The sequence below is a fragment of the Niallia circulans genome, from assembly GCF_003726095.1.
Lineage (GTDB): Bacteria > Bacillota > Bacilli > Bacillales > Cytobacillaceae > Niallia > Niallia circulans_A.
This window is the reverse complement of record NZ_CP026031.1, coordinates 1,491,592-1,518,082: the sequence shown is the minus strand read 5'-3', so window position 1 is coordinate 1,518,082 and position 26,491 is coordinate 1,491,592. Positions and strand designations below refer to the sequence as shown.

Here is a 26,491-nt window from a genome sequence, read left to right as displayed (position 1 = left end):
TAATCAGATACCACCATTCCTAACCTCAATACTTTACCTTTGATTTCTCCTTGCCTTTTAAATTTTTCGCAACTTTTACGTACATAGAACGATGACTATAGCAAGAGGACTACTCCACCTCGATTAACTCCTGAATGTCGATGTCTAACACTTTGCAAACCGTTTCTAATGTTGATAGATACACTCTGTCCACATTGTCTGAACAAAGATGGCTGATTGTATTTGGTCGCAAACCTGTCATTCGTGCCAATTCACGCTGTGAAAGGTCTCGTTCTTTAAGGATTTCCTTTAGCTTGATTGTAATAGGCATGGTACTTCCCTTCCTCTTATTCATGTTACCTTTTACGATACATCACAAACTTGTATCGGTAAAGGGGTTGATTGTATCGCTAAAGCCGCATACAATGAATTTATATTAATTATAGCGGCTAAGCGTTACGTTAATTGAGATTAGCGTAACGGAGGGGGAAACTACCATGAAAGTTATCGGATATATTCGAGTATCTACACAAGGACAAGCAAGAGATGGTTACAGTCTTGCTTACCAAAAAGATGAAATCAAGACTTACTGTCAGACTCATGGATACACGCTTTTACGCTTGTTTAGGGACGAAGGTATCAGTGGGGCTAAAGTAGACGAAGAAGCGTTAGAAGTGGACAGATTAGGCTTTCAGGAGATGTTGGAGTATCTCACCCATCAAAAGGTGGATTATGTTGTCACACTGAATACAAGCCGTTTATGGCGGTCAGACATTGTGAAAGTGTTAGTTCATCGGGAATTGAAAAAGTATGGAATAGACATTCGGAGTATTGAACAACCACAATACAGTATCCATAAGAAAGACCCTAGCGATTTTTTAATCAATGGTTTAATGGAGTTATTAGATCAATATCAACGATTAGAAATCTCTTTAAAGCTAGGGAGAGGGCGGAATAAGAAAGCCCAACAGGGCGGCTATTCAGGTGGAAATGTCGCATTAGGCTACAAAGTGGAAAAAGGTAAGAAAATCCTTGTCATAGATGATAGACAAGCCAAAACCGTACAACGAGTGTTTGACTTAAAGGAACAGTATCCTTCATGGTCATTAACTCAACTAGCGGAACAACTGAATGAGGAAGGTCATCGAACAAAACAAGAAAAGTTGTTTACTAAAGTCCAAGTCAAAAGGATTTTAGATAGAAAAGCCTTTTATAGTGGGTTATACCACTATGGTGACATAACAGCAGATGGCAAACATCAAGCCATTTTATAACGGTTAACAGATAGAGAATGGATAGGCTTTCGTACCCTTGCGAGTCCCTAGAGACTAACGCTCGACCTAAGGTTGCTGACATTCTCTGTCTTACTTTATCCGTTCAATCGAATATAGGGGTGAGGTTTTCTGATGAGAAGAGATAAGTATATTTATATAGGACTAGATTTACACAAGTTTCAACATACAGCGGTGATATTGGATTGTTGGAATGAAAAGCTAGGGGAAATGACGTTTCAAAATAAACCAGCCATCTTTCCAAGTTTACTAGAGTATGTGAATAGGTATTTAACAGAAGATTTGACCCCTATATTTGGATTAGAAGATGTAGGTGGTTACGGACGAGATTTAGCGTTGTATCTGCTTGAACAAGGTTACATTGTGAAATTTGTTAACTCCTCTTTATCCAATGCAGAACGGAACAGCTATGCGATGACACAAAAGAATGATAGTTGGGACGCTCAATGTGTGGCAAGGGTTTTAATACGTGACCTACCGTATTTACCTGAAGCTACACCATCTGATATTCATTGGATAATCGCTCAACTTGTTGGTAGAAGAAATGCTTTAGTGAAAACACAAACATCCTTGAAAAACCAACTGCATATGCAATTAAACTATCATTATCCAAGTTACAAGGATTTCTTTTCAGAAGTAGATGGAAAAACAGCTTTAGCTTTTTGGGAAAGCTACCCTTCACCATCTCATTTGGAGGGGGAAACAGTAGAGGACTTACGGAAGTTCCTATTAGAAGTGAGTAACAATGCTTGTTCCACTAGAAAGGCAGAGCAAATATTAACACTTGTTCAAGCAGATGGAGAAGTAAAACGAGAATACCAAACATCAAGAGACTTTATCATTCAAAGCATAGTTCGAGATATTAGCTTTAAGAAAAGGGAAATCAAGAAGGTAGATAGAGAATTAAAAGTAACTATTCAGAAGTTAGGTATGCAGCTTGAAACCATGCCAGGGATTGATACGGTTACTTCATCCGCTTTAATTGCTGAAATCGGAGACATTCACCGGTTCGCAAACTCTGACAAATTAGCAAGATATGCAGGGATAGCCCCTATCAAGATGGGTTCGGGTGGCAAGGAAACGATGAAGAAAACGAAACAAGGCAACCGAAAGCTATATGATGTTTTTTACAACCTAGCTGTTCAACAAGTCCAAGTAAGTAAGGGGAATAAAATTCCTCGTAATCCTGTGTTTTATGCTTACTATAATCAAAAGCAAAGTGAAGGGAAATCCAAGTCACAAGCCCTTCTCTGTATTATGAGGAGATTAGTCAGAATTGTCTATGGTATGATGAAAAATAAAACGGCTTATATTCTGCCAAGAATGCCTGAAACGAAGGCAAGTTAATTAGTTTGGGTGGTGGTTAAATAGACTGCCATCCTTTTATTAAGTACTAATTTAGATATTCCTAAGGGTACGGGTGATGTTACTCCTAAAAAGAAATCTGTACTAGATTTGCTTAAAGAGCGTTGGGAAGCAGGTAATAATTTTAATAAGGAAAATCGTCCTCGTTTCCCTTATAATGATGAGGTAGAGTTGGAAGCAAAAGAAGTAGGGGGCAAAAAGTAAGTAGTTGACTCAAATGTACCCAACAAGGAAATAGTATCGAGAAAATTTACTCAACTTAGTGAAGTGCAAGAAAAAAACAGCTAAGAGTTACTTAAATGAAATCACAAAAAAACATTCTTGGGGTTCTAAAATAACAAATGGGACTTTTAATTCTAACGCTTTCAAAGAAGGGCGACTTAAAGTGAATTAATATTAGAAATACCTGTACAAAATAAACTAATTCAGCAAACAATTCTTGATGAGGCAACAAAAAGCAGGATTATTATTAGGGATATTAAGGGGAAGGTGTATAATTGACTATGAAAATTTATTATTGTGACGAATGGTCGGACATCAAAAAGAAGCCTTGGAACATACTTGATGTCCGTACTGCATACACATACCATCAAAAACAAGAACCATATACGGCGGTATTATTAGAGGATGAGAAACCTAAGTATATTGTAAATGTTACAAATGAATGGGTTTCGTTGGGGTTTTATGATGACCTGATTCGTAAATATTTAAATTATGATTTTGAAGTTATGAGTGATGGTAAGATTTTTTTAAGAACAGCCATGTATTGGGAATATGATGATGAAACTGACATGGAAGTAAGCACCTTGATTTTGGGCTTCCGAGAAGATGGCTTTATAGCAATGGAAAAGAGAGATTTAAAGACCGGTTCAGTCGAGGAGCGCGAAACTAGCGATATCCTTGAAAGAAACTGGGATGTATTTCCTGAATTTGGTCATTACAATTATTTGTGTAAAGAGGAAAGATAACGTGTTTAGAGTACTCTAATGCCTAAATTAGTTATACGAAAGGGGTTTACGTGTACATAAAGCAAGTGAATTAAAATACAATTAAGATATTTGAGTTGGACAAAAAGAGCAATGATATGTTTGAAAAATAGAGACTCCATGAAGGTACTGCACATCATGGAGTTTTATTTTATATAGGATTTATAAAAAAATACGAAAATTGGATGATTTGACATTTACATGGTGTGGGGGACTTCTGATACTGCAAAACACGCAAACTAAAGACAATGACAAAGCTCGTGGCAATAAACAATAGGGTAACGTGAAAGTGTGTTCTGTTATTAATTTAGCTTAGCTTATTAATTATAAGTTGTATTCTTACTAGAAGCGGTCGTATAGTACTTGCTATTCATTTAAAAAGTGTTACGAAAATTAACATTTATGTAATGAGAGGTTAAAATACGCTAAGATAAAATCGAAGTAACATCAGAAATGGGTGAAAACATAAAAATAACTAGTAGGCTTAATTTAATGATTAAAAATGGAGAATAATCATTAGTGGGAGGTTAATTATGGAAAATGCTAACTTTAGTAGTTTAACAGAAGATGGTAAAGTAATATTTTTCCTTGGACTCTCAGAAAAAGTTTTGTCGGTATTTTCTCGCAAAGAAGATCAAATGTTAGCCCAAGAAGTTATATATAAATGTTGGGAATGGCTAAAAGGGAAAGAAAATATAGGGGTTATTCTTTATGAATTGTTAGATAATGAGGAAAATAGTATAACAATAATTCAAGAGATGTCAGATAATGAAACAGACTTCATAGCTTGGAACTGTGTTATTGATGCAGTTGCTTATACTAGTAGAAAAGCATTTGAAAGAGAAGGTGTCAAATATTATCCAGAACCAATTGCTTTAGTTAATGATACATTAGTAGACCATTTTATGGATTGTTTTGGAAAATGTGTAGAGAATGCAGATAGTTATATTCAAAGAATAAATTTTTTATTGGATAATTATAAGAATGGGAATATTGCGAATGATTGGCGGACAGAAATTTTAAAGGAATTACAACTATACAATTAACTATGACTCTATTATTATATGAACTTTCTTGAAAAGTGCTACAGAAACGGTCGATGCGATTATACACGATCCAGTAATCGTTCTTGAATCGATGGAATCAAGTAAGAGAACATCCTATGGCGTAACAACATAAAAAATAGTGGAAAATAATATGTCAAGAAGTCACCAAAGAATACTTATTTGAATGTAAAGTTGACACATTAAATTAAGGGAGCATTTTAATTGGATACCTTTGAGAATTTTTTAAAACATAATACTGTTGATGAAAGGATTATCTTAAAATATAAAGATAAACTTCCGGGAGAACTGATAGAAGTATGGTATAAATATGGTTTTGGAACATTATTAAACGGTTTTTTAAAATTAATTAATCCAGATGAGTATTTGGATATTTTAGAAAGATGTTATAGAAGGTACGAGCAAGCAATTCCAATTTTTACGACCTCGATGGGTGATATTATCGTGTGGGAAAAAGATAAATATGTTAATTTGTTGAACTTTAGGAAAGGACTCGTACACATTGTTTCATCTGGCTTTAACTTCTTTTTTGATGATTTAAAGGATAATGACTTTATAAATGATGAATTAATGTGGGAACCATACCCTAAAGCTTATAGTAAGTATGGTAGACCTGATTATGAAGAATGTTTTGGATACACTCCTTTACTAGGTCTAGGTGGATCTGAAAAAGTAGAAAATCTAAAAAAGGTAAAAATAAGAGAACATATTCTTATTATTACAGAATTTATGGGACCGATTGAATAGAACCAATCTCAAGATAAGCACTTGATCGCATTTAAGGTATCAAGTGCTTGTTTGTATGTAATATGCTTAGTTAAGCAAATGAATAATACTGCTTGAAATAGAGACCCCATGATGGCAATACCATTATGGAGTACGGTTGTAATACTAACTAAAGATACGGGCTCCTTTTGATTAGTGTAAAGCATTTAAACTAAAATGAATAATAATGCATGTGCGCTAAACAATGGATAACCTAAAAAGGTCACATAATGTACAATTTCTGCAGCGGTAGGGTGAAGAGGTTGAACGTTGTTGGGTATATACTTGTTTCAACGTAAGTCGCTCCCTTTTGTAACAGTACAACCTCAGTAGACTAACAGTTGGCAGCATTTTTATTAAATAGGAGGAACATGATTAATTAGATTAAGAACAAATCTGGGTGATGGACCTCAAACTGAAGTTTCTACTTTTAATGAGGCATTATTGGCGATGTCTGATGCGAAGCTGGAAGAATTTGTGGTATATTAATCCATGCAAGGAAGCTCAATAATTTCATGCCAAAAGGGTACAAAAAGCAAAAGATAAGATATCCACACTATGCATACATCATAGCCTGATCTTAATATATACTAGAGGTGCTTAATTATGGAAAATGATAGTAAATATACAAAGGATTTTGTCTTGAAAAACGGTGTAAACTTTGATGATTTATGGTTTACTTCATATAGTGACGAGATTCTTGATAACCCTGAAGATGAAGGTGGAAAGCCATTTACCGGATTAGCATTCGAACTGTACGAAAATGGGAATCTAATTTATTTTTGTTTCTATAAAGATGGATTAGCTCATGGTTTAAATCGCGAATTTTATGAAAGTGGAAAAATAAAATGTGAAGAGTACTTTAAATATGGACTAGTTAATGGAAAAAGTATTTGTTGGCATGAAAATGGAAATGTTAAATCGACAAGTGAAGTCGAGTTATCGATTGAATTGAACTATAAAGAATGGGACGCCAATGGAAAACTTATAATGGAAAAGGAATTAGAACAAGATAAAGAAAATGCGCAATATGCTATTTTATTAACAAGAAGAGAAATAAATCGTAACATAGGTAGGTAAGAAATCATTGAATAATAGATTTGTTTCAATTTAGAATATAAACATTATGCAAAAATAGAATGAAAAAGTGGTGTTTTCGTTGTTATTAAAACCGGAGTATGCCCAAAATATAATAGTCGGGGTAAAAACTTCTTCTCAATTCTCATGGTATCTAACAGAAAGAGATGTTTGGATACTAGATATAGTAAAATATAAAAAATTATATGAAAGAAATGGATTTAGTTTTGATATGGACTTTGCTCTTTCTCTAAGAAATAACATTTCAGTTGTAAATGAAAAGAATTATCGTCTCTATTTACAAGAATATACTGATTATCTCGTACCGTCTTCAGAATTAAAAAAGTTAGTTGAACATCATGATTATGGAAGTACTATTCTAGAATTGAGGCCATCATTATTTATAGACTTTAATCAAAAAAGCTTCTCTCTCTTTATCCTGAGTTATTACCTTTTGAAAATTATGTTCCTAATAATTGGTCAGGGATTCGTGATGATTTTACTAGTGATATTCCTGAAGAGGATAGATACTGGATTTTTGATAATATTAATTACATAGACAAACTATTTAATGAGAAAGAAAGAGAGTAAAGGAAAAATAAACCTCAGAAGATGATAGGTAATAGATGGAATTTATCACTTCTGGACATTGACAGTGAGAGGGAGGCCAAATAAATACTTACTACCAATTTTCAAGATACTTTTAAAAAACACAGAAGATTCTATTCTAAAGTATGATTTAGATATAGTTATAAAGAAGATTGTAAACAAAAGCTAGGCATTGAATTTGTAGATGAAATATAAAAGAAGAGTTAGCTAATGATTGTGCCAACACAATTAATATTCCTAAATGAGCATCAAGCTATATGCTTGGAAAAGGCCCAAAAGCAAATACCCTATGTATAGGAGGTAAAAAATAATGAGCTATGAATTTATTAAGACAAACCAAGAAAATAGTTTTTATCCAGTGACTGAAAATAAAATAAAAGAGGCTGAGAAGGCACTTAATTTAAAATTCCCTAAGGAGTTAGTTCATTTTTATAGAGAGGTGGGCTACGGTTTTATTAAAGGTTCAGAATTTAATATTAATCGAATTATGGGTCCCTATTCTGTAAGAGATTTTCGATTAAGAGTTAATGATTTTGAGTTTTATCCCGACATAGAAATCTATGAAGAATTTGAGAATAATAAACTAATATTTTTTGAAGGCAGTGAATCAGCATTAATGTCCATCGAATTGAATGATAATAATAGAAATCCAGTTTATTATTATGACGTTCAAATTGCCACTTCTCTTGAAGACTTTTTAAGAAAGATGGAAGAAAATGATAATTATTACTTAGAGTTACTACCTGATTAAAGAACGGTAATAAAACATATCTTGAATGTTTTTACGCCTTCTTTAATTTATAATAAATTAACTGGTATTTTAGACATTACAGTGGAAAAATTCAGCAAACAAAATTTGGTCACAGAATAAGTCATTTATTGGTGGAGAGTATTTAACTATCCACAAGCGAAAATTGATAAAGTAAAAAGCAATTGCAGATGGAATGGAATTTGGTTTTGTAGTTTTCAAGGGTGCTGGACTTGTGGTAGAAACTAAAGATGTACCAGAAATTCTCTGGTTAAAGTAATGTCAAGGCACAATTTGAATGGCTAAGATACCGTAATTGGAAGAAGACTAGAAGGTGTGATTTGGCACCAGATGAAATGAACCTAATACCTATTGGAATACAGTGAACAACTATTCATAATGGTGACAGATTCAATGGAATGTAGGTAGCTGCCCGAGATAACCAAGACAGTTGGTATACTCACGGTACTGCTTTTTATTGGGGACATAAAGTGTTTTCTGCACGCGCTAAAGAAAAGTATAGATTTATTTAAAGGAATAGTAGAAAAGGATGAAACCTATTTCTGGGAAAGTCAAAAAGGTCAAAAGGATATTGAAAATCACAAACCTAGAAAACGTGGTGGTTCTTCTACTGTCGGTATCCATAATGTGGAAATGGATTAGAGACTGGAATAGATGATGAAACTGCAAGAAGGCTGGATACCTTTATAAAAGATTCAAGAAGGTGAGAGAAGAATAGTGATGACACCAGAAGAATTTATTAATAAATGGGATTATATTAAGAATGGCCCACTGAACAAATTTAAAGAAGCAGATTTAATGAATACATATTTTTCGGATGAAGTTAAGAGGTTTTTGTCTATAGGAGGTCTACCGGAGACTCCACCGCCGTATTTGGAATTTACTACGTCCCAATTTAGACCTATTACCGATGTATTTGATATGCCAGAAGAGTTTCAAAAATATTGGTTTTTAGGGTCAACTGGTTCGGGGAATCCAATCTGTATAACGGAGAAGGATGAAAACATAGTGTCACTTACTAATGGGGATAATTATAAAGTGATATTTGTTAATTCATCTCTGAATCAGTTTGCAGAATGTATATTAGCTTATGTATCCATGATTGATAAAGCAATAGAGATTAACGGAGAGGATGCCTATATTGATAACGATATACCTAAAGTAGTAATGGAGTGGCTAAAAGGGGAACTAGAGAAAATTGATAGTAAGTGTATGGAAGCAGGATTCTTTTGGTCTACTGAGTTTGAAAATCTATTTGTATAACCTCTCGCGTATGGGAAGATCCTTAAAATATAAGAGCTTTAAATTAGACAGAAGTCTTCAAACCCACACCAAACTTATATAAAAAGAGTCAATTAGTGTAATGCCAAGGAGATAAACTGTTAGGTAAGCAATTTAATTCTTTGATAATTTTAGAGAAAGAGAAATGGGATAATATAGGAAATGATAACCTTACAAAGGAGTTTAAAAACCAAAATATTTCAAGGATGTTAGAGGGAAGTACTTCTATTGTAGAACATGGTGGTAAACATAAATCATATATACTTACATAAAAGCCTATAGACGAGGGGAGAGAAGTGTTCAAACTATCAAAAATACACTAAAATATGTGAAAACCTGTTTATCAATTTGGAAAGAAAGGGCAGTAATTTAGGAATGGTAGAAAAATGAGTGAAAAGTTATCTAAAGATGAGTTAGTTGAACTAGTAAAAAAAATATGTAATCCTAAGCAGTCTGATGAAAAGGTAAGTGAATATATAGAAATTTTGGAAGAAAATGTTCCTCATCCTGCTCCGAGTGACTTAATTTTTTGGAATGATGAGGATTTATCTCCAGAGGAAGTAGTAGAGATTGCCTTAGCATATAAAGAAGAGAACTAATCGGTAAAGGGGGTGATTGCATCGCAAAGCCCCATACAATGATTTGATTAATATAGAGGCTAGCGTTACGGTAATCCTAAAGCATAACATGTTATGAAGTTATCAGAAATATTCGAGTATCTACACAAGGTCAAGCAAGAGGCGGATATAGCATTGCATATGAAACGGTGAAGAAGACGAAACAAGGCAATCAAAAAATCAAAAGCGATAGGATATCGGCCATTATTTTTAGATACTCCTAAAGTTGTAGATAATGCAAGTAGTCTTATTCCATGTACTTCTGGAAATCCTCCCTTACGCGTTCCTAGGAAAAAATTTACTAGAGTTAATGGGATTCCCCGGCTCTATAAGTTGGCTAGGTTATTAAGCAAAGTATAAAATTCCTACTCCATAAAATAAACATCCAGTTATTAAAAATGGAAATGAATGACTCTGCAAATGTTGTATTTTTACCTATACTTTTTGGCGATGTTAGTAGCCTATCTAAATATAGAGGCTTTCAAAACGTTTATAACAATATTGTAAGAAAAATAGAAGAATTAAGAGAAAGGTGGTTATCTAAATGAAATTGAGTGAAAACACTCAATTAGTAGAAGAAGTAATGGATTTTATACGTCATAATAAGATGTTTAATATGAATAACTTTCATGTAAATAATTTAGAGGTAATAAATAATTTCAAGGAAGCACAAAACCTTGCCTGGTCTCAGGACTCAAGTGAAGTTGATACTGTATGGGAAAATGTTAAATCACAGGAAGCAGGAAGTATTGTTCAACAGGTATATGATTTGGATTTAGTAACTGAACAGGATGATTTATATGATTTTTTTAATGACTATAACAATTACTCGAACGACTTTCTTCCTTTTGATTATATTGATATTAATGAGGAAGTTGAGGGTGACCTCATGATGTGTGCATTAAATCGATTAGTTAATGGGAAAACAGACAATTTTTATGAAAAAATCTTTGAGATTTATAAGCAAGGAGGGTGGCCATGTGGGTGGAAGGGGACATACCCGATTGGTGAAATTATTGTGTATGTGCCTTAAAATAAAAAAAATACAAATCTTGATTGGCAAAGTGCCTTTTCAAGGTTTTTTTTAATTTATAATAAATTAAACTGATATTTAGTGAAACAAAATGAAAATAATTTGTTTGAGAAAGGAGAGCTTAGGATCCTAGTACCATCAAGGCATTATATTTTAAGTGGTTTGTGAAAATAAGACGATAATTAGGTGAGATAACATGGTACATGCAGGTGGAAGGGGTAAGAGTTGACTTTGAGAAAGGTGGTATAAAAGTAATGAACGATGGTGTATTTAATAATTTAGTTGAAGAGGTAATTCGGTTCTCGAAAAATTTCCAGAGCGAACTTACTAATAATATTACCAATAAAATTGTTATTATTAATGATATAAAAAAAGCAGAATATTTAGCTTATGATGAGATTTTTTGTGAGGATGAGTATAATTGGAAAGATATCAGAGAACTGGAAATGAGTGAAGTTTGGGAGACTTATTACGCAATGTCAGAAAAGGAAAAGCCTAAAGGATTGGAAGAATTATTAGAAGTTATTGCTGGTAATGTGAGCAAAAGCTCATGTAAATATAGTATGTTTTATAATGATGTTGTAGCAGACCTTACTAATTGTGCCATTAATCGAGCGGTAAACGGAAAGAATAACACTTTTTTTGAAGATTTGTTTGAGATATATCAACTTGGTGCCTTTCCTTGCGGTTGGAATGGTGCTTATCCAGAAGGAAAAATTATTGCTTATACATTGGATTAAAAATAAAAAATCAGAAAGAAAAATGCACGTCAACTTAGAAAATCAAGAGATTTACATGAGTAGAACTTAGTTTCAAAGGTTCCTCAATTTAAGTGTGGATATATTTAGTACTGAAGAGATTAAAGATTTAAGAACAACTATATCAGATGTCAATCCAAACGTGTTTATGTAGGAGGAAGCCCCGTTAAAGCACATGATAATTGTTAGCAGTAATAGATTAGAGGGTGGAGTTATGTCTCTGCCTCATGCTTTAAGACTAAAATAGGAGGCTACTATTATGGAAAAACAAGGGTGCGTTTCAGTTTGGTTAGGGAATATAAACGATGAGGACTCAATAGGAGAGTATGTTGATTTAACTTATGATGAGGATGGCGAGTCTGTCCCATCCCAATTCTTTATCGATTTTAAGATTGATGTGGATGAAACAGATGAGGATACGATAGAAAAGGAAGTGTATAAGAATAGTAGTAGTGATATTGCAGCATTATTAGAAGGGTGTTCGTATGAAGAAATTGTCATCCCAAAAATCCAGAAAAGTATAAATCTAAAGAAATCATATAATGCTGTGATTTTAATATATAATTTTCAATATCAAAATGAAATTAGCTCAACAGATGATTTTGATTTTATTGCTGCAACAAATTATGAGTAAGATAAATTTTAAAGATATGGAGAATGGAATTAGTTAATGGTCAACTCAGAAATTACTTATCTCTTCTTAGTAGCCTTATGTTTTACACTTACTATATCAGAAGTCAAAAGAAGGAAATATAAAGGCACGGAATAATCTATGGTTTTTTGAAAGATATAACGACTTATATCATGCTAGGTCAACCGGAAACATAGCTAGTTAATCATTTTGTTGGAGGTTGAAATTAGCAATAGAACAATGAAAACTTTCTCATGAAAAGAAAGGGCTTTCCAATTGAAATAAAGAGTGTATTTAAGTAGATGAAATTTAAGTGAAGGTTTCCGATCAAAGGAAGAACTTTTTTAATAATAATGCAAATAAATAGTAACTAATTATGGTGCTGTTGTAATGGAAGATTTAAATTATGAAAGGAATATACATACATTTAAATATTTACTAGAAAACAATTAAATGTATCAGGAGGGAAAATGAAAATACTAATTAGTCAACCAAAAATGGAAAACAGCTTACAACAATTGATAAAAGAAATAGAACGTTTTCCCGAAGTCGATTTCATTCTATTTCCAGAGGGTTACTTTACTGCTGATTATATCGAAGAAGTATGTAATCTAGCGATAAAATATCATACATATATAGTTACAGGTTATAAAGATAAAAATAAGAAAGATAGAGCATTTATAGCCAATCGCGCTGGGAAAATAATTATAGAAAGAGCAAAAACGCCTGAGAATGAAATATTATATACACCGTCTAAACAAAAGGATGAAAATGTTTCATTCGGTTATTTATTATGCAGAGAGATATTTCAAGGAGTAGCAGGTTTAGAGAATGGTAAGGTTGAGATCATTTTTAATCCAATAGGTGTTGGAATGTTTAGCGAGAAACAATACGAAGAATGGACAAGTGAAGCAAGAAAAATAGCAATGAAAGAAAATGCTATCGTAGTCGGAACAAGTCATGCTGATGGCTCCTATAGAAATGGCGGTTTTTCTATCCCAATTGCTTACTGTTTTGATCAAGAGGGAAATGATTTATTGCTTTCTAAAGATGATATTCGCACTAGAATTTTTGATACAGAGACTAATAGTATAAAGATAGCAGAGTAATAAAGATAGAAGAAGAAGGGGAATTTAACATAAATTTTAACTTCCCTTCTGTAACTAAATTTCACTCCATAATAAAAAAGTATATAATAAACACTTGCAAATCGTAATCATTTCGTTTTATTATAGAATAGTTATTACTTCATCAGAAATAACTAAAGTGGAAAGTTTAAATCGGAATGATGACGATTTATTTATTGGGAGTGAGAGTATTGAATAATAAGAAAATCCCTGTTACTGTTTTAAGCGGTTATCTCGGGTCGGGCAAAACTACTTTGCTAAATCATATTCTATCCAATAGGGAAAGCCTAAAGGTGGCTGTGATTGTCAATGATATGAGTGAGGTAAATATTGACGCTTCATTGGTGAAACAGGGCGGTTTTTCAAGAACGGATGAAAAATTGGTGGAAATGCAAAATGGTTGCATCTGCTGTACACTTAGGGAGGATTTACTAATTGAAGTGGAAAAGCTTGTGCAATTAGGTGATATTGATTATATCGTAATTGAATCAAGCGGAATTAGCGAACCGATTCCGGTTGCGCAAACATTTACATATGTAGATGAGAGTGTAGGGATTGATTTATCGCGATTTTGTCAGTTAGATACGATGGTTACAGTCTTAGATGCTCATCGTTTTTGGCATGATTATGCATCTGGTGAAAGTCTTTTAGACCGAAAGCAAGCAGTGGGTGAAATGGATGAAAGAGAAATAGCAGATTTGTTAATTGATCAAATTGAATTTGCGAATGTCATTTTGTTAAATAAAACGGATTTAGTTTCGGATAGCAAACTACAGGAACTGAAAGCAGTTATCCAAAAATTTAACCCGGAAGCCAAAATTATAGAAAGTGAATATTCCAGAATTCCTTTAAATCAAGTTTTAAATACTCAGTTATTTGATTTTGACGCTGCTAGTCAAGGTGCAGGCTGGATAAAAGAATTAAATGAAGAGCATATTCCAGAGACAGAGGAATATGGAATTTCTTCCATTGTGTATCGTAGCAATAAACCTTTTCACCCTGTGAGATTAATGCAGTGGTTGCAAGACTGGCCAGTTGAAGTAGTTCGGGCGAAAGGATTTATTTGGTTGGCTACGAGAAATGATATTGCCGGATTACTTTCCCAAGCTGGACCGTCCTTAACCATACAAGAAGCGGGCATGTGGATAGCAGCTTATTCGGAAAGCGAGCAGAAAGAAGTTTTAGAGGAAGATCCAGATTTACAAAAACGTTGGGATCCTCTTTACGGAGATCGCATGACAGAGTTAGTGTTTATTGGGATTGGCATGAATCAACAGCAAATGGAAGAAGAGCTAGATGCTTGTTTATTGACTGATATGGAAATGAAAAAGGATTGGACTAAATTTATTGATCCACTGCCTGCGTTTTTTTGAGTAAAAAAATTCAATTTTATTAGGAGGAAGAAAAAATGAGAGTGAAAATTACTTTAGCATGTACAGAAACAGGAGATAGAAATTATATTACAACAAAAAACAAACGAAATAATCCAGACCGTATTGAGTTGATGAAGTATTGTCCGCGTTTAAAAAAGCGCACTTTGCACAGAGAAACAAAATAATTTTTTTATAGTCATTAAATCGTAATCATTTCGTTTTATATAATTCGAATGTATTGGAGGAAGTAGAAATGGCAAAAAAGTCGAAAGTAGTAAAAGAAAAAAAACGCCAAGCCATGGTTGAAAAATATGCAGCGCTTCGAATGGAGTTAAAAGAAAAAGGAGACTTGGAAGCACTTAGAAAGCTACCAAGAGATTCCTCACCGACCCGTTTGAAAAATAGATGTGAAGTGACTGGTAGACCAAGAGGGTACTTAAGAAAATTTAAAATGTCCCGTATTGCTTTTAGAGAATATGCCCATAAAGGACAAATTCCAGGAGTGAAAAAATCAAGCTGGTAATGAATAGAAAGAAAAGTCGTCAGCTTATTGGTTTGACGACTTTTATCTACACAAAAAATGGAGGAATAAGAAATGAATTCCGTTAATCCTGTATTAGTGCAAATTTTTTATCGAAGCGCGATTGCTAACTTGCCAGAAAAAAAACGGGAGATTTATCGATACATAACGAGTAAAGAAGAAGAGTTAGAGAAGATAGCTGTAAGCGAGAAACAGTTTATGGAGCTGATGGTTAATCATTCCCCATTTAAAGAGGCGTCTAACTATTTTTCCCTCAGTATGTCAACAATTAAAGAGATTATGGGTGAGGCACAAGCGGAAATCGATTTAATGATTATGACCAGAATTAATCAAATGAGATGGATTAATTACTCCAAGACTGATAGAAAAGCGCGAAAAAATAAAAAATGGACATTTGTATTTGTCTCTTAATTTTGCCATAATGGCACTCTTATTTAAATAGGATACGTTGGAATAACATACATAGCTACCATGCTTATCTGTTTTTTCACATTAACCTGGTATGTGTTTCATCCTTTACACTTTAAGCAATAAGAGAAGCGGGGCAGAAATTTATTTTGCTTCTATTTTATAGCTTAGCTTATGTTTGCTTAAAGTCGTCTGGACAATCAATGGATGCAACATAAATTTCATCTTTTGCAGGTTATTTCATTGGGGTATACAGAAAAGACCAGAAACTGTATTCTTAATATATAAGGTAAAAAAGATATTGGGTTTTGAAAAGGTGAAAAGTATGACAAACATTAAAGATCTAGCAAAGATGGCTGGTGTTTCTGTAACAACTGTTTCCCGTGTCCTTAATAATCATCCATATGTAAGCAAAGAAAAGAGAAATGCTGTATTAGCGGCAATTAAAGAAAGTAATTATGAACAAAATATTAATGCAGTTCATTTAAGTAAAGGAAAAACACAAATGATTGGTGTTGTCCTTCCTTTTTCTGACCATCCTTATTTTGCGTTGCTGCTAAAAGGGATAGCAAAACAAGCGCTGGAGAATAATTATAAACTTGTATTGTTTCAGACGGATTATATGGAAAGCAGGGAATTAGAGGCATTACAAATGTTGAAGCAAAAGCAAATTGACTCCCTCATCATTTGTTCGCGAACTTGCGAATGGTCTGTAATTCAAGAATATCTTTCCTATGGAACAATTGTTTTATGTGAAGACACAAAGGGGAAGGAAGTTTCTTCGACATTTGTTAACCAATATAAAATTTTCAAAGAAGCTTTAGCATTTTTACATAAAAAGGGTCATCAAAAAATCGGCTACTGTATTGGAAGAAAAACGGGTCCAAGCAGCCAATTACGTGCAAATGCCTATCAAGAGTTTCTTTTGGAACATCAACTTCCTTATTGTGAAGAATATATTATCGATCACTGTAATTACTTTGAAGATGCCAAAAAGGTGATGGATCATTTACTGCAAATGGATAATCCTCCATCTGCTTTAATTGTGACAAGTGATCAAGTTGCAGCAGGAATTGTTATCTATTGTCAAAAACAAGGAATCAAAATTCCAGAAGAGCTTGCGATAATAGGTTATCATAACGAATCCATTGCAAGGCTGATGGAAATATCTACAATGGAAATTCCGCTTTTAGAGATGGGAAAGAACTTATTTCAACAAGCTATTAGCAAAGAAATATCGAAAGAAGAAATGTTTTTTCGTTTTATTGAAAGAACCACTGTATAAACAAGTTGTTCTTTAGCTGCAAATAAGAAGAGGATGAGACATAAGTATTTCAACCCAATATACCCCCGAACAATTATATGTACATATTAGAAAATATTCGTATAATTGTTTGGGGTTTTTATTTATTTTAAGAAAAATGGTTTGTGGTAATCACCCGCAGACTGAATACACTTCGCTTTCCATGGGGCGAGCGCCAAGCCTCCTCGTTCCTGCGGGGTCTTGGACTTTCTCGCAGCTCCCATAGGAGTCTACGTGTATTCAGTCTGCTCCGTTTTATTTTCTTTTGAAAAAATGCTAGAACGAAATAATCTTCAAAAACGGAGTGAAATGGAGCGGAGGACACTCAACTCCTGCGGGAAGTAGAGCAAAGCCTAAGACCCCACAGGCTTGAAGCCGAGGAGGCTTAGGTTGCTCCCCGCGGAAAGGGAGTGTCTGTAGCGCAATGGAACGAATTGGTTTTACCACTAATTTAGAGATTGTTCGTCTTTATGCATTAATTATTTTGTTATGTCTCAACCTTTTAATATTTTTTAACTCGCCTCTTTACGATTTTGCTCTAATTAGAAGGAAAAAGGAACAAGTTTTATTTTTTGACTAGGTTTTAGTAAGGATAGAAGCGGTATATCTGCATCAATTACCTTTCCGATAACGTTGACTCGCTCATCTGCTGGAAGATCGCACAGGGTGATTTGTATTTCTCCGCGATAGCGTCCATAGAGGTCATTATCTCTTGTGATTGTGCCGGCTGGACGTGCTTCTGTGTTCTCTGGGTAGATATTCTCTAGACTTCTCGTACCTAGGAAGCGGAGAACATCACGGGAAAGATCAGGACGAAGTTGGAACTCGCCTTCTTGATAATCCTGGATACGGATGGAGACATAATGATGCTGATCAAAATCGATTAATTTATGAAGTAGTGCTTCACTTACTCCAGGATCACCAATGTAAACATCCTCAACCCCTGCTAGAAATAACTCTAATGCACCATGATATGGCTCTAAGTGCCGATGATTTTCCAATGTAGGCAGCCCGTCAAATAGAGGACCACGTTTTTCTTCATCACCTGGAATATATGCACTAATAGGTATTCCGAAGCGCTGGAAGATTTTATTTTGCGATTGAAAAAAAGAAAAGGATAATCCCGTTTCTTGTCTTGGATAGAAATTATGCCATGCTATCAATTGGTTGGCATTCAGACCAGCTTTTATAAGTGCAGACAAGTCCTCCTCTTGGAAAGCACTAGCATTAAGAGCCAATTTAAAATCTTGGGAAAGGGTTAAAATCATTTCATTATCAAAACCATCATCTAATCGAAGACCAATAACCCTAGCTTCTTTAACTCCATTAAACTGTTTAATCCTAAATGACTAGGAGTTCTTAAGGAAACATCGGCAAAAACCTCTATTCCTGATTCAGCAGCTAGAGTCATAAGTGCTTTAGCTCTAGTCGCTAATTCTCCAGACTCCTCCGGAATATGGAGGGAGGTGAATGCCCGCTTTACTCCTAATTTTCCAGCGCGGGTAATTCGTTCTTCCGCTAAAGGATCCTTTAAATAAAAGGAAATGCCAATCATTCAAACTCACCAGCCATTTCATCTTTGAAGCCAAATAAATACGTAAAAACAAATCCAGCAGCATAAGCAATTAATACCCCTGCTAAATATAGAAACACTTGACCGGTAACAACAAGGAATGCAAGTGGGATACCAGATACGCCGATAGCTACAGTAGCAACTCCGAATGCAGCCTGAAACGCTCCGCCGATTCCAGCTCCCAAACATGCCGTTAAGAAGGGACGCCCTAGCGGAAGGGTAACACCAAATATCAATGGCTCGCCAATCCCAAGAATCCCTGCAGGAAGACCACCAGCAATAGCTCTCTTTAATCGTTTTTTCTTTGTTTTAAAGTAAATCGCAAACGCTGCACCTACTTGGGCAGCACCACCCATTGCAAGGATTGGCAGAAGAGGATCATTATCAATTGTATTAATTAACTCAAGATGTATTGGTGTTAACCCTTGGTGTAACCCAGTGACAACAAGGGGAAGGAAGGTTGCCCCAAGAACAAATCCTGCAACTACACCCCCATTTCCAGTAAGGAGGTTAATCCTTTTGTAATGACATCAGAAATAAGACCGCCAAGCGGCATAAATATGAGATAAGTCAAGATACCAGTAAGCAATAAAGCGACAGTCGGCGTAATAAAAAGATCTAGTGAGGTTGGCACATATTTACGAACCTGTTTTTCAACTAATGCGATAAAGATTGCTGCGAATAGCACGCCAATTAGTCCGCCTCGACCAGGCAGTAAATCTGTGCCAAATAAATGAATGCCAGCAACAGCGGGGTTTATTATCAAAATACCGGCAATAGCTCCAAGCGCTGGCGAACCGCCAAATTCTTTTGCTGCATTTGTACCAACTAATATGCCGAGGTATCCGAATAATCCACTGCCAATCACAGATAAAATGATGGCAAGTTGTGATTCTTCTGCCAGCACACCGGCCTGGACAATGGCTTTTGTAATTCCTGTTATCAATCCAGACGCTACGAGAGCAGGAATTAAAGGAATGAAGATACTAGCAATTTTGCGCAAAAATAATTTAAAAGGTGTTGCATTTTTTTTGTTAATTTCAGCTTTTGTGCTTGCTGCCTTTTCTTTTAGATTAATCCCGCCAGCATCTTCGATTAATCTACTAAAGGCTTCTGTAACTTTATTTACTTTTCCAGGGCCAAGAATAATTTGCAGTGTTTCTTCAACTACAACTCCTAATACTCCATCCACTTTTTTTAATTCTTCTTTATTGATTAAGGAAGAATTTTTCGGTGTGACACGAAGTCTTGTCATACAATGTGTGTAGCTAACAATATTTTCAGGACCACCTAATTGTTCGAGAATCTTTTCTGCTAAAATTTTATTGTTTTCACCAGCCATCTTAAATTCCCTTCTCTCCACTATTATTTATTTTTGCACTCCTATCAAATGTGTCCAGGCACCATGTTGTTTCTAGATAGGGAAGACACATTTAAGCGAATGCTACTTTCCTTCTTTAATAAATTGAATAGCTTCTCTTGTTTTATCAATAGAGGTAATAGTGTCCTCATATTGAACTGTTGCCATTGAGAGAAACAAAATATCCATGATATATAGCTGAGCTAGACGTGACGATGTGGCTGCACTTCGAAAGGGAGCTTCAGCTGAATAGGAAGTAAACAGCTTTATATCTGATAATGATGCAACAGAAGATTGACCGTATTTTGTTAGACTGATTGTTTTTACACCATGTTTCTTGGCAAGTGACATGACTTTAATTACTTCGGGAGTTTCGCCTGAATGGGAGATTCCAAAGACAATATCATCCTTGCCTGCATTTCCGATTAATGTAGCGACAAGATGTATATCAGTAAAGGCAGTAGCGTTTTTATGAATTCGCAGAAGCTTTTGCTGAGCATCTTTAGCGATAATATTGGAAGCACCAATCCCAAAAAAATGAACATTTTTTGCAGCAGATATAGTGTGGACAGCGCGCTCCAATTCTTCATAATTAATTATTTCTTCAGAATCACGGATACTCTGAATGCTGTTACTAGTTGTTTTTTGAACAATAGAGTAGAAGGATTCATCTGGTTCAATATCGCGATATCCTTGTTCAAGGGGCTTCACTAAATCGCCAGCAATTCTAACTTTTAAATCTTGAAAGCCATTTAAGCCTAAGGATTTACAGAGTCGAATAACCGCGGCTCCGCTTGTACCTGCATGCGCGCCGATTTCATGAACGGTACTGTTTAAGAGCATATTTGGATTTTCTAGTATAAATGCAGCAATCTTTCGCTCGGAAGCGGGGAGCTGCTCCAACATGCTTTGAATAATTTTTAAACCACCTGCTACCACAATCTTAACCACCTTTTCAGATTACTTCTGAATTGCTTTTTTTACATAACCATTAGCATTTGCTAAAAGCTGCTCTGCTTCTTGCTTGCTTGAATTTGTTTTTAACATGACGATTGCTGTTTTGACTTGTAAGTTTGCCTCTTCCAATGTTTCTAATGCTTGTTCATAGGAGACATCTGCAATTTTGCAAATAATAGCGATTGCTCGTTCCTTAAGCTTTTCATTGCTTACATGAACATCTACCATTAAGTTTTCGTATGCTTTTCCTAGCAATATCATGGAGGAAGTGGAGATCATATTTAAAATCATTTTGTGTGCAGTGCCTGATTTTAACCGGGTTGAACCGGTAAGCACCTCAGGACCGACAATCACTTCGATTGCTTGCTCTGCTTCTTTACTGATGGCTGCATTTTTATTACAGGATAAGGCAATTGTTTTTGCTCCAACTGCTCTTGCATACTGCAATGCTCCGATAACATAAGGAGTCCTTCCACTGGCGGCAATACCAATCACCGTATCATTTTTTGAAAGACTTATAGCTTTTAAATCTTTGATACCAAGCTCTGGCTGATCTTCTGCTCCTTCGACCGCTTTAAAAAAGGCTGTTTCTCCACCAGCGATCAGTCCTTGCACCATTTCGGGATCTGTACCAAATGTTGGTGGACATTCTACAGCATCGAGAACGCCTAATCTTCCACTCGTTCCTGCGCCCACATAAATAAGGCGACCGCCTTTTTGGAAGGATTCAAAAACGTATTGGACGGCTACCTCTATATCAGATAAGACTTCCTTGACTGCAAGAGCCACTAGTTGATCTTGTTCATTCATCAAACGCAATATTTCCATTGGTTCAGCCGTATCGATTTGCATTGTTTGCTCATTTCGAGATTCTGTTGTTAATAGCTCAAGCTTTTCTTCCATGGTAAATACTCCTTCTCCAAGTTTGTTTAGATTTGAAAACGATTTCCTTGAGATGATTATAATAAAACTAAAATGAAATTTCAATAATTCATAACAAATAATAAAATCAAATTTTATTTCAAGATGCTTACATAAAAGAAAAGACAATTGACTGAAACTTACTGTTATCCTTATACGTATGATAAGAGGAGGGGGTAAAAACATGATTTTCCGTTCGAAAGTAGATCGCTTCTTTATTATCATGTTGTTAGTCGTTATTTTTAGTATTGGGCTTGTTACGTTAGGTCCATTGTTTATAGAGAAGGAACGAACCATATTGCCCAGTATTATTATGAGTACCATTTTTATCTTATGTACTTCTTTTTTTGCATGGATTACATTTGGTATTAAGTATGTGTTTACCGATGAGTATTTACTAGTAAAAGGGGGACCTTTTCACAGTAAAATCCGCTATGAAAATATTACTAAAGTTGCTAAGACGACTGATATATTTACTGGTTTTCGACTGTTAACTTCCAAATCAGCAATCGAAATATTTTACATGACAGCGAGCCTTGGCAGTGTAAAAATATCGCCGCAGAACGCTGAATTATTTTTAATAGAATTAGAAAATAGAATTTCAAAAAGAGGAAAAAACAATAATTAACGATAAGTTATTTTAACGATGGCGGTGGAGATGTGAAGAAGATAATATTAGTAGGCACTTTTCATTTTGCGGAAAATGCTGATATGATAAAAAGGAAAGACGAAGAGATCGAAGAATTAGTTCAATTATTAGCAGAATGGAGACCTTCCAAAATTGCCTTAGAATGGGATAAAAAAGATGAGCAGCTTCTTATTGAAAAATTTCATCAAGAAAGTAATCAATATTCTTCAGATGAGATTGAACAAATTGGTTTTAGATTAGCGAATAAATTACACCATGATAAGGTATATGGTGTAAATTGGGAAGGGGAATTAGGGCAAGAAGATGTTCAAAACCTATTTAATGAAATAAAGGAAAATTATCAAGAACTATCTGAAAAAATGGAAAGTTTAAATAAAGCTAGTCCCGTGTTGTCTGCAACAAGTTCATTAATAGAGGCATTTCGCCGATTGAATGAGAACGCATATATACATAGACTTGAGGATCTTTATTTATCTTTTGTCTTAGTTGAAAATAAACAGGGTGTAAAAATTGGTATTCCCTTTCTAGATAAATGGATGAAAAGAGAATTGTATATATTTAATAATGTGCTAGAGATTACAAAGGATAATGATCAAGATTGTATTTTGCTTCTTATTGGCAGTGACCATTTGTGGCTATTAAGAAAGTTTTTTGAAGGAATTGGCTGGGAAGTAATAAATCCTTTTTCCTATACAAACAAAATATAAGGGGCAGGAGGAATGTTTCATGTATTCAATAGAAGGCTTCCATTAACGTTCAAGGTTACTGCCATTTTCACGAGCTCCCCCATTTTCTATAGGCATAAGAAGAATGGAAAAAGGGAGGATGAAAATCGATGGCAATTCACTACTTGAACATTAATAATAAAGAATTATATGTGGAAACGCATGGGAAAATGACAGGAAAAGCTATTCTATATTTACATGGCGGCCCAGGTGAAGGGTGTTTTGACTTTTCCATGAATCAAACACATCGTCTAAACAATTTTTTTCGTTTAGTTGTTATAGATCAGAGAGGAGTATGTCGCTCTGAAGAAATTTTTAAGGAGGAGTCTTTTGGAATAAACCATTTAATAGAAGATTGCGAAGAACTACGTATCCAACTAGGTATTTCTAAATGGTCGATTATAGGGCATTCTTTCGGTGGATATTTAGCCGTCCTATATGCAAATCGCTATCCATTTAAATTAATCGAGAACGGACGTTACGATCATTTTCAATATACAGATATAGACAAGAAAAAAGAAGTAGATATGATAGATAAGGAATTAAGAACGGATGCCTATTTCCAAAAGAAGGTTTTTTCCTTAAAAGAATATTTTGACGATTTTACAGAACTTCTGAGAGAAATACAAAAACCGACTCTGATTATAGCTGGTAAATCTGATCATGCTGTTGGACCAAACCATCATTTAACTTTTCCGTGTGAAAATGCAGTCATTCACTATATTAATGGCGGGCATCATCCATACATAGAGAATCAAGATGTGTTTAAAGAGGCAGTATTAAGCTTTGTAAATGATAAAAAGACTGTTTAGAATTAAATTAAATTAAATCCGATGATAATATTGTATTCATCATTTTGTCAGGAGTGAAAGGAAATGCTAGCCTCTCTACAGGTAATTCAAGAAGTGAGACAAGGAAATAAAGAGGTATTACGTCAACAGAAATGGCTGCAATATCTTTATATAACAAAAGAAAAGAATGTGAATTTAGAACAAGTTCCTTCGTTAGAAGGGTTAGAAAGCAATCCGGTTTTATCCTATGTGGAAAAGACTCTATTAATCTTAGATAATTGTACGAGTTTAAATGATCCTGAAAAACAAATAATAGAACAGGTTTTAATTTGGAGTGATGTAGCAAAATGTGGATCGCCTTCTCAGCGCAAATATTGGAGAGAAAGGGGATTTCAATTAGGCATTCATAATATTGGTTCTGCGCAAATTTATGCAGAGGAAATAAGAAAGACAACAAATGGCGAACGTAACTTGGTTTTAGAAGAGCTTATTTTTACACTTATTTATACACATGGATTAATAGGTCAATTTATAAGAGGAGAAGTTCGCTATTGTCAGTTAGAACCATTAATTTTATCTATGAATAAAAACATCGTAGTAGATCAAAATGATAGGTACCGTTTATTATATGTCTTGAATCAATGTATCATCGAAGCTGTTTCACCGCAAATATGGAAGGAAGTTCAAAAGGAAGTTAAAGAAGTTATCAGCTCTATTTTGGAAGGGAAAAGGGAGCAAGAGTTGCCATTAAAGGAAAGAATAAAGAGGCTGAGAAAAGCTGCTATCCAAAACGGTGAAAATTTTGATGAAGAGTATAGTCGTTTTTTAAAAGAATCGAAAAGAAATGAAATGCTTCAATTATTTTTTCATAAAACGGATATGTGGTATGTGGAGTCTGCTCTGCATGATTTCTCCTTGGAAGAATTTTTGAAAATCTTCCTATTAATCTATCAAAAAGTCGATCCATTAACAATAAGGCAAATCAGCTTTGAACCGTTTATGAAAGACATCTATTATGACTATAAAGGTAAAAAGACAATTAACTTATACAAAAAGAGAATCATTGAGGCATTTTTGAAAGAACAAACGATTGATGATTTAATTGCCGGCACAAAGTGCGCAAATGAACATGTCGAATTAGTGATTATTCCGCTTGACTCTTTAAATGAAAATATTAGCGTAACATTTGTTTATTCAAAGGCTGGGGAGAAATTAATTGAGTTTTGTCAGGAAGCAGAAAAATCCCCCCTTTATGAACGGGCAATCATTCTTTTATATGATTTTTTTGGTTTTCGAAAGGATGGCTTTGATCGAATGCAAAATGAACAAAACTATCTTGCTGATATGAATAATGCTGAAGACCATAAAAAGATGATTGCTGACTATGCAATAGGAAATAAGCTGCTGGATATAGGGGCAGGCGGTGGAATTATGTTAGATATTCTATCGGATCGTCATCCCCAAGCAACTGTTATCGGCATTGATATTTCTACCAATGTTATCGAGGCATTAGAAAAAAGGAAAATAAGAGAAAAGAAAACATGGCTTGTTAAACAGGCAGATGCACTGCAATTAAAAGAAACTTTTGCGGTGAATAGTATGGATACCATTGTATTTTCTTCGATACTTCATGAGATGTATTCTTATATTCCATATAAAGGGATGAAATTTAATCCAGAGGTTATTTTGGATAGCCTAACAAGTGCATTTGAAGTCCTTAAACCGGGCGGCAGAATCATAATTAGAGATGGTATTATGACCGAACCGAAAGAAGAATGGAGACAAATTGAATTTAAGCAGCCAAATGGTTTGGATTTTTTTAAACGCTATGTAAATGATTTTAAAGGCAGACAGATCGAGTTTGAGCAAATTAATGAAAGCACTGTTAAATTGCCGATAAATGATGCGATGGAATTTCTATATACTTATACATGGGGAGAAGAGGCCTATCCGCATGAAGTACAAGAGCAGTTCGGGTACTTTACCCCTGCAGAATATAAAGATGTTATTAAAAGGGTGATTGGCAATAAGGGGAAAGTGCTATTGTTTGACCATTATATACAAGATGGCTATGCAGAGCATCTATTACCGAAAGTAAAATTGATGGATTCCTCTCAAAACGTGGTTAAACTTCCTGACAGCACCTGTTTTATTGTGATTGAAAAACATCTTAGATAGAGCTTTAAATAGTTTTCAAGTAAGGCAAAAAAATGGAGAGAATAGATTTCCGCCTACTTTCACATAATGAAAAAGGATCTATTTTAATAAAGGAACCCTATGGGGAACTTAACATTTCTTTATATAGAAAGTAGGTGGAATGATGGATATTAACAGAGCAAAACAAATACTTTCCTCATCAGCAGAAATAGAAGTAAAGTATAACGGTGCCTCAGTTTGGCTGGAAGATATTAAAGAAAAAGATGCAACCGCAATCGTTCATCTGGTAGGCGGAAGTCAAGAACAAACAGAAGTTGACATTGCAAGCCTAGAAGAAGCTTAAAATCTCTCGCAAGACAACCACGAGGATAGAGGTTCCA

Annotated in this window: 28 protein-coding genes and 3 pseudogenes; 25 read left to right on the top strand and 6 right to left on the bottom strand. The window is 34.6% G+C overall.

The window, feature by feature from the left end:
* Positions 1–109 precede the first annotated feature (109 nt).
* Complete coding sequence (locus C2I06_RS07130; protein WP_026906918.1) at positions 110–310, bottom strand: helix-turn-helix domain-containing protein; 201 nt, start codon at positions 308–310, stop codon at positions 110–112.
* Positions 311–476: 166 nt separating this feature from the next.
* Here C2I06_RS07130 and C2I06_RS07125 point away from each other — a divergent pair, with 166 nt between their 5' ends.
* From C2I06_RS07125 to C2I06_RS07030, 20 genes and pseudogenes are all read left to right on the top strand, one after another.
* Positions 477–1,253 (top strand): recombinase family protein, encoded by a 777-nt coding sequence (locus C2I06_RS07125; protein ID WP_123257767.1) that lies wholly within the window; start codon positions 477–479, stop codon positions 1,251–1,253.
* A gap of 132 nt (positions 1,254–1,385) precedes the next feature.
* Positions 1,386–2,618 carry an IS110 family RNA-guided transposase gene (locus tag C2I06_RS07120; RefSeq protein ID WP_123257766.1) on the top strand — a complete coding sequence of 411 codons (1,233 nt, stop codon included), beginning with the start codon at positions 1,386–1,388 and terminating at the stop codon, positions 2,616–2,618.
* A gap of 521 nt (positions 2,619–3,139) precedes the next feature.
* On the top strand, positions 3,140–3,604 hold the full coding sequence (locus C2I06_RS07110) for a hypothetical protein (RefSeq protein ID WP_095257360.1): 465 nt from the start codon (positions 3,140–3,142) through the stop codon (positions 3,602–3,604).
* Between the two features lie 551 nt (positions 3,605–4,155).
* Entirely contained in the window at positions 4,156–4,668 is a 513-nt protein-coding gene (locus tag C2I06_RS07105) for an Imm6 family immunity protein (RefSeq protein ID WP_123257765.1), read from the top strand.
* Positions 4,669–4,890: 222 nt separating this feature from the next.
* Positions 4,891–5,433, top strand: a complete 543-nt coding sequence (locus C2I06_RS07100) for a T6SS immunity protein Tdi1 domain-containing protein (RefSeq protein WP_123257764.1) — start codon at positions 4,891–4,893, stop codon at positions 5,431–5,433.
* Between the two features lie 624 nt (positions 5,434–6,057).
* The gene (locus C2I06_RS07095; RefSeq protein ID WP_095328968.1) at positions 6,058–6,531 is read left to right on the top strand and encodes a toxin-antitoxin system YwqK family antitoxin; all 474 of its coding nucleotides are present in this window, start codon (positions 6,058–6,060) and stop codon (positions 6,529–6,531) included.
* A gap of 79 nt (positions 6,532–6,610) precedes the next feature.
* Entirely contained in the window at positions 6,611–7,087 is a 477-nt protein-coding gene (locus tag C2I06_RS07090) for a hypothetical protein (RefSeq protein WP_249928286.1), read from the top strand.
* 360 nt (positions 7,088–7,447) lie between these two features.
* Positions 7,448–7,888: an SMI1/KNR4 family protein gene (locus C2I06_RS07085; protein ID WP_123257763.1), complete on the top strand. Its 441-nt coding sequence runs from the start codon at positions 7,448–7,450 to the stop codon at positions 7,886–7,888.
* A gap of 464 nt (positions 7,889–8,352) precedes the next feature.
* A pseudogene (locus tag C2I06_RS25475) lies at positions 8,353–8,515 on the top strand (IS1595-like element ISSpps1 family transposase); the annotation flags it as partial.
* A 108-nt stretch (positions 8,516–8,623) separates the two neighbouring features.
* Positions 8,624–9,169, top strand: coding sequence for an SUKH-4 family immunity protein (locus C2I06_RS07080; protein ID WP_123257762.1), 546 nt, complete (start codon positions 8,624–8,626; stop codon positions 9,167–9,169).
* Between the two features lie 404 nt (positions 9,170–9,573).
* Positions 9,574–9,786 (top strand): bacteriocin immunity protein, encoded by a 213-nt coding sequence (locus C2I06_RS07075; RefSeq protein WP_123257761.1) that lies wholly within the window; start codon positions 9,574–9,576, stop codon positions 9,784–9,786.
* 562 nt (positions 9,787–10,348) lie between these two features.
* On the top strand, positions 10,349–10,837 hold the full coding sequence (locus tag C2I06_RS25295) for a cytoplasmic protein (RefSeq protein ID WP_206426398.1): 489 nt from the start codon (positions 10,349–10,351) through the stop codon (positions 10,835–10,837).
* Positions 10,838–11,091: 254 nt separating this feature from the next.
* Positions 11,092–11,577, top strand: a complete 486-nt coding sequence (locus C2I06_RS07065) for a hypothetical protein (protein ID WP_123259127.1) — start codon at positions 11,092–11,094, stop codon at positions 11,575–11,577.
* Between the two features lie 277 nt (positions 11,578–11,854).
* A complete protein-coding gene (locus C2I06_RS07060) occupies positions 11,855–12,229 on the top strand; it encodes an immunity 22 family protein (protein WP_123257760.1) in 375 nt (124 codons plus the stop codon).
* Between the two features lie 467 nt (positions 12,230–12,696).
* The gene (locus tag C2I06_RS07055; protein WP_123257759.1) at positions 12,697–13,335 is read left to right on the top strand and encodes a carbon-nitrogen hydrolase family protein; all 639 of its coding nucleotides are present in this window, start codon (positions 12,697–12,699) and stop codon (positions 13,333–13,335) included.
* A gap of 209 nt (positions 13,336–13,544) precedes the next feature.
* Entirely contained in the window at positions 13,545–14,726 is a 1,182-nt protein-coding gene (locus tag C2I06_RS07050; protein WP_249928285.1) for a GTP-binding protein, read from the top strand.
* Positions 14,727–14,761: 35 nt separating this feature from the next.
* A complete protein-coding gene (gene rpmG / locus C2I06_RS07045; protein WP_016203575.1) occupies positions 14,762–14,911 on the top strand; it encodes a 50S ribosomal protein L33 in 150 nt (49 codons plus the stop codon).
* 68 nt (positions 14,912–14,979) lie between these two features.
* Positions 14,980–15,249 carry a 30S ribosomal protein S14 gene (gene rpsN / locus C2I06_RS07040; RefSeq protein WP_095328963.1) on the top strand — a complete coding sequence of 90 codons (270 nt, stop codon included), beginning with the start codon at positions 14,980–14,982 and terminating at the stop codon, positions 15,247–15,249.
* Between the two features lie 72 nt (positions 15,250–15,321).
* The gene (locus tag C2I06_RS07035; protein WP_095328962.1) at positions 15,322–15,678 is read left to right on the top strand and encodes a hypothetical protein; all 357 of its coding nucleotides are present in this window, start codon (positions 15,322–15,324) and stop codon (positions 15,676–15,678) included.
* Between the two features lie 322 nt (positions 15,679–16,000).
* Positions 16,001–16,960 (top strand): LacI family DNA-binding transcriptional regulator, encoded by a 960-nt coding sequence (locus C2I06_RS07030; protein WP_123257758.1) that lies wholly within the window; start codon positions 16,001–16,003, stop codon positions 16,958–16,960.
* Positions 16,961–17,520: 560 nt separating this feature from the next.
* On the opposite strand, the gene C2I06_RS25470 is transcribed toward C2I06_RS07030, so the two are convergent.
* The 5 genes and pseudogenes from C2I06_RS25470 to murQ form a co-directional block, all read right to left on the bottom strand.
* Positions 17,521–17,826: a DUF871 domain-containing protein gene (locus C2I06_RS25470; protein ID WP_249928314.1), complete on the bottom strand. Its 306-nt coding sequence runs from the start codon at positions 17,824–17,826 to the stop codon at positions 17,521–17,523.
* Positions 17,827–17,922: 96 nt separating this feature from the next.
* Positions 17,923–18,533, bottom strand: a pseudogene (locus C2I06_RS25465) (MupG family TIM beta-alpha barrel fold protein); the annotation flags it as partial.
* Positions 18,530–19,893, bottom strand: a pseudogene (locus tag C2I06_RS07020) (PTS transporter subunit EIIC). The pseudogenes C2I06_RS25465 and C2I06_RS07020, both read right to left, overlap by 4 nt.
* 102 nt (positions 19,894–19,995) lie before the next feature.
* Complete coding sequence (locus C2I06_RS07015) at positions 19,996–20,850, bottom strand: MurR/RpiR family transcriptional regulator (protein ID WP_095328958.1); 855 nt, start codon at positions 20,848–20,850, stop codon at positions 19,996–19,998.
* A 21-nt stretch (positions 20,851–20,871) separates the two neighbouring features.
* On the bottom strand, positions 20,872–21,771 hold the full coding sequence (gene murQ / locus C2I06_RS07010; protein WP_123257757.1) for an N-acetylmuramic acid 6-phosphate etherase: 900 nt from the start codon (positions 21,769–21,771) through the stop codon (positions 20,872–20,874).
* Positions 21,772–21,973: 202 nt separating this feature from the next.
* Here murQ and C2I06_RS07005 point away from each other — a divergent pair, with 202 nt between their 5' ends.
* The 5 genes from C2I06_RS07005 (at position 21,974) to C2I06_RS06985 (ending at position 26,454) form a co-directional block, all read left to right on the top strand.
* On the top strand, positions 21,974–22,417 hold the full coding sequence (locus C2I06_RS07005) for a PH domain-containing protein (RefSeq protein WP_123257756.1): 444 nt from the start codon (positions 21,974–21,976) through the stop codon (positions 22,415–22,417).
* Positions 22,418–22,449: 32 nt separating this feature from the next.
* The gene (locus C2I06_RS07000; RefSeq protein WP_123257755.1) at positions 22,450–23,145 is read left to right on the top strand and encodes a DUF5694 domain-containing protein; all 696 of its coding nucleotides are present in this window, start codon (positions 22,450–22,452) and stop codon (positions 23,143–23,145) included.
* Between the two features lie 128 nt (positions 23,146–23,273).
* Positions 23,274–23,975: an alpha/beta fold hydrolase gene (locus C2I06_RS06995; RefSeq protein ID WP_123257754.1), complete on the top strand. Its 702-nt coding sequence runs from the start codon at positions 23,274–23,276 to the stop codon at positions 23,973–23,975.
* Between the two features lie 63 nt (positions 23,976–24,038).
* Positions 24,039–26,132 (top strand): class I SAM-dependent methyltransferase, encoded by a 2,094-nt coding sequence (locus tag C2I06_RS06990; RefSeq protein WP_123257753.1) that lies wholly within the window; start codon positions 24,039–24,041, stop codon positions 26,130–26,132.
* Positions 26,133–26,274: 142 nt separating this feature from the next.
* The gene (locus C2I06_RS06985; RefSeq protein WP_061796280.1) at positions 26,275–26,454 is read left to right on the top strand and encodes an H-type small acid-soluble spore protein; all 180 of its coding nucleotides are present in this window, start codon (positions 26,275–26,277) and stop codon (positions 26,452–26,454) included.
* The last annotated feature ends 37 nt before the right edge of the window (positions 26,455–26,491 follow it).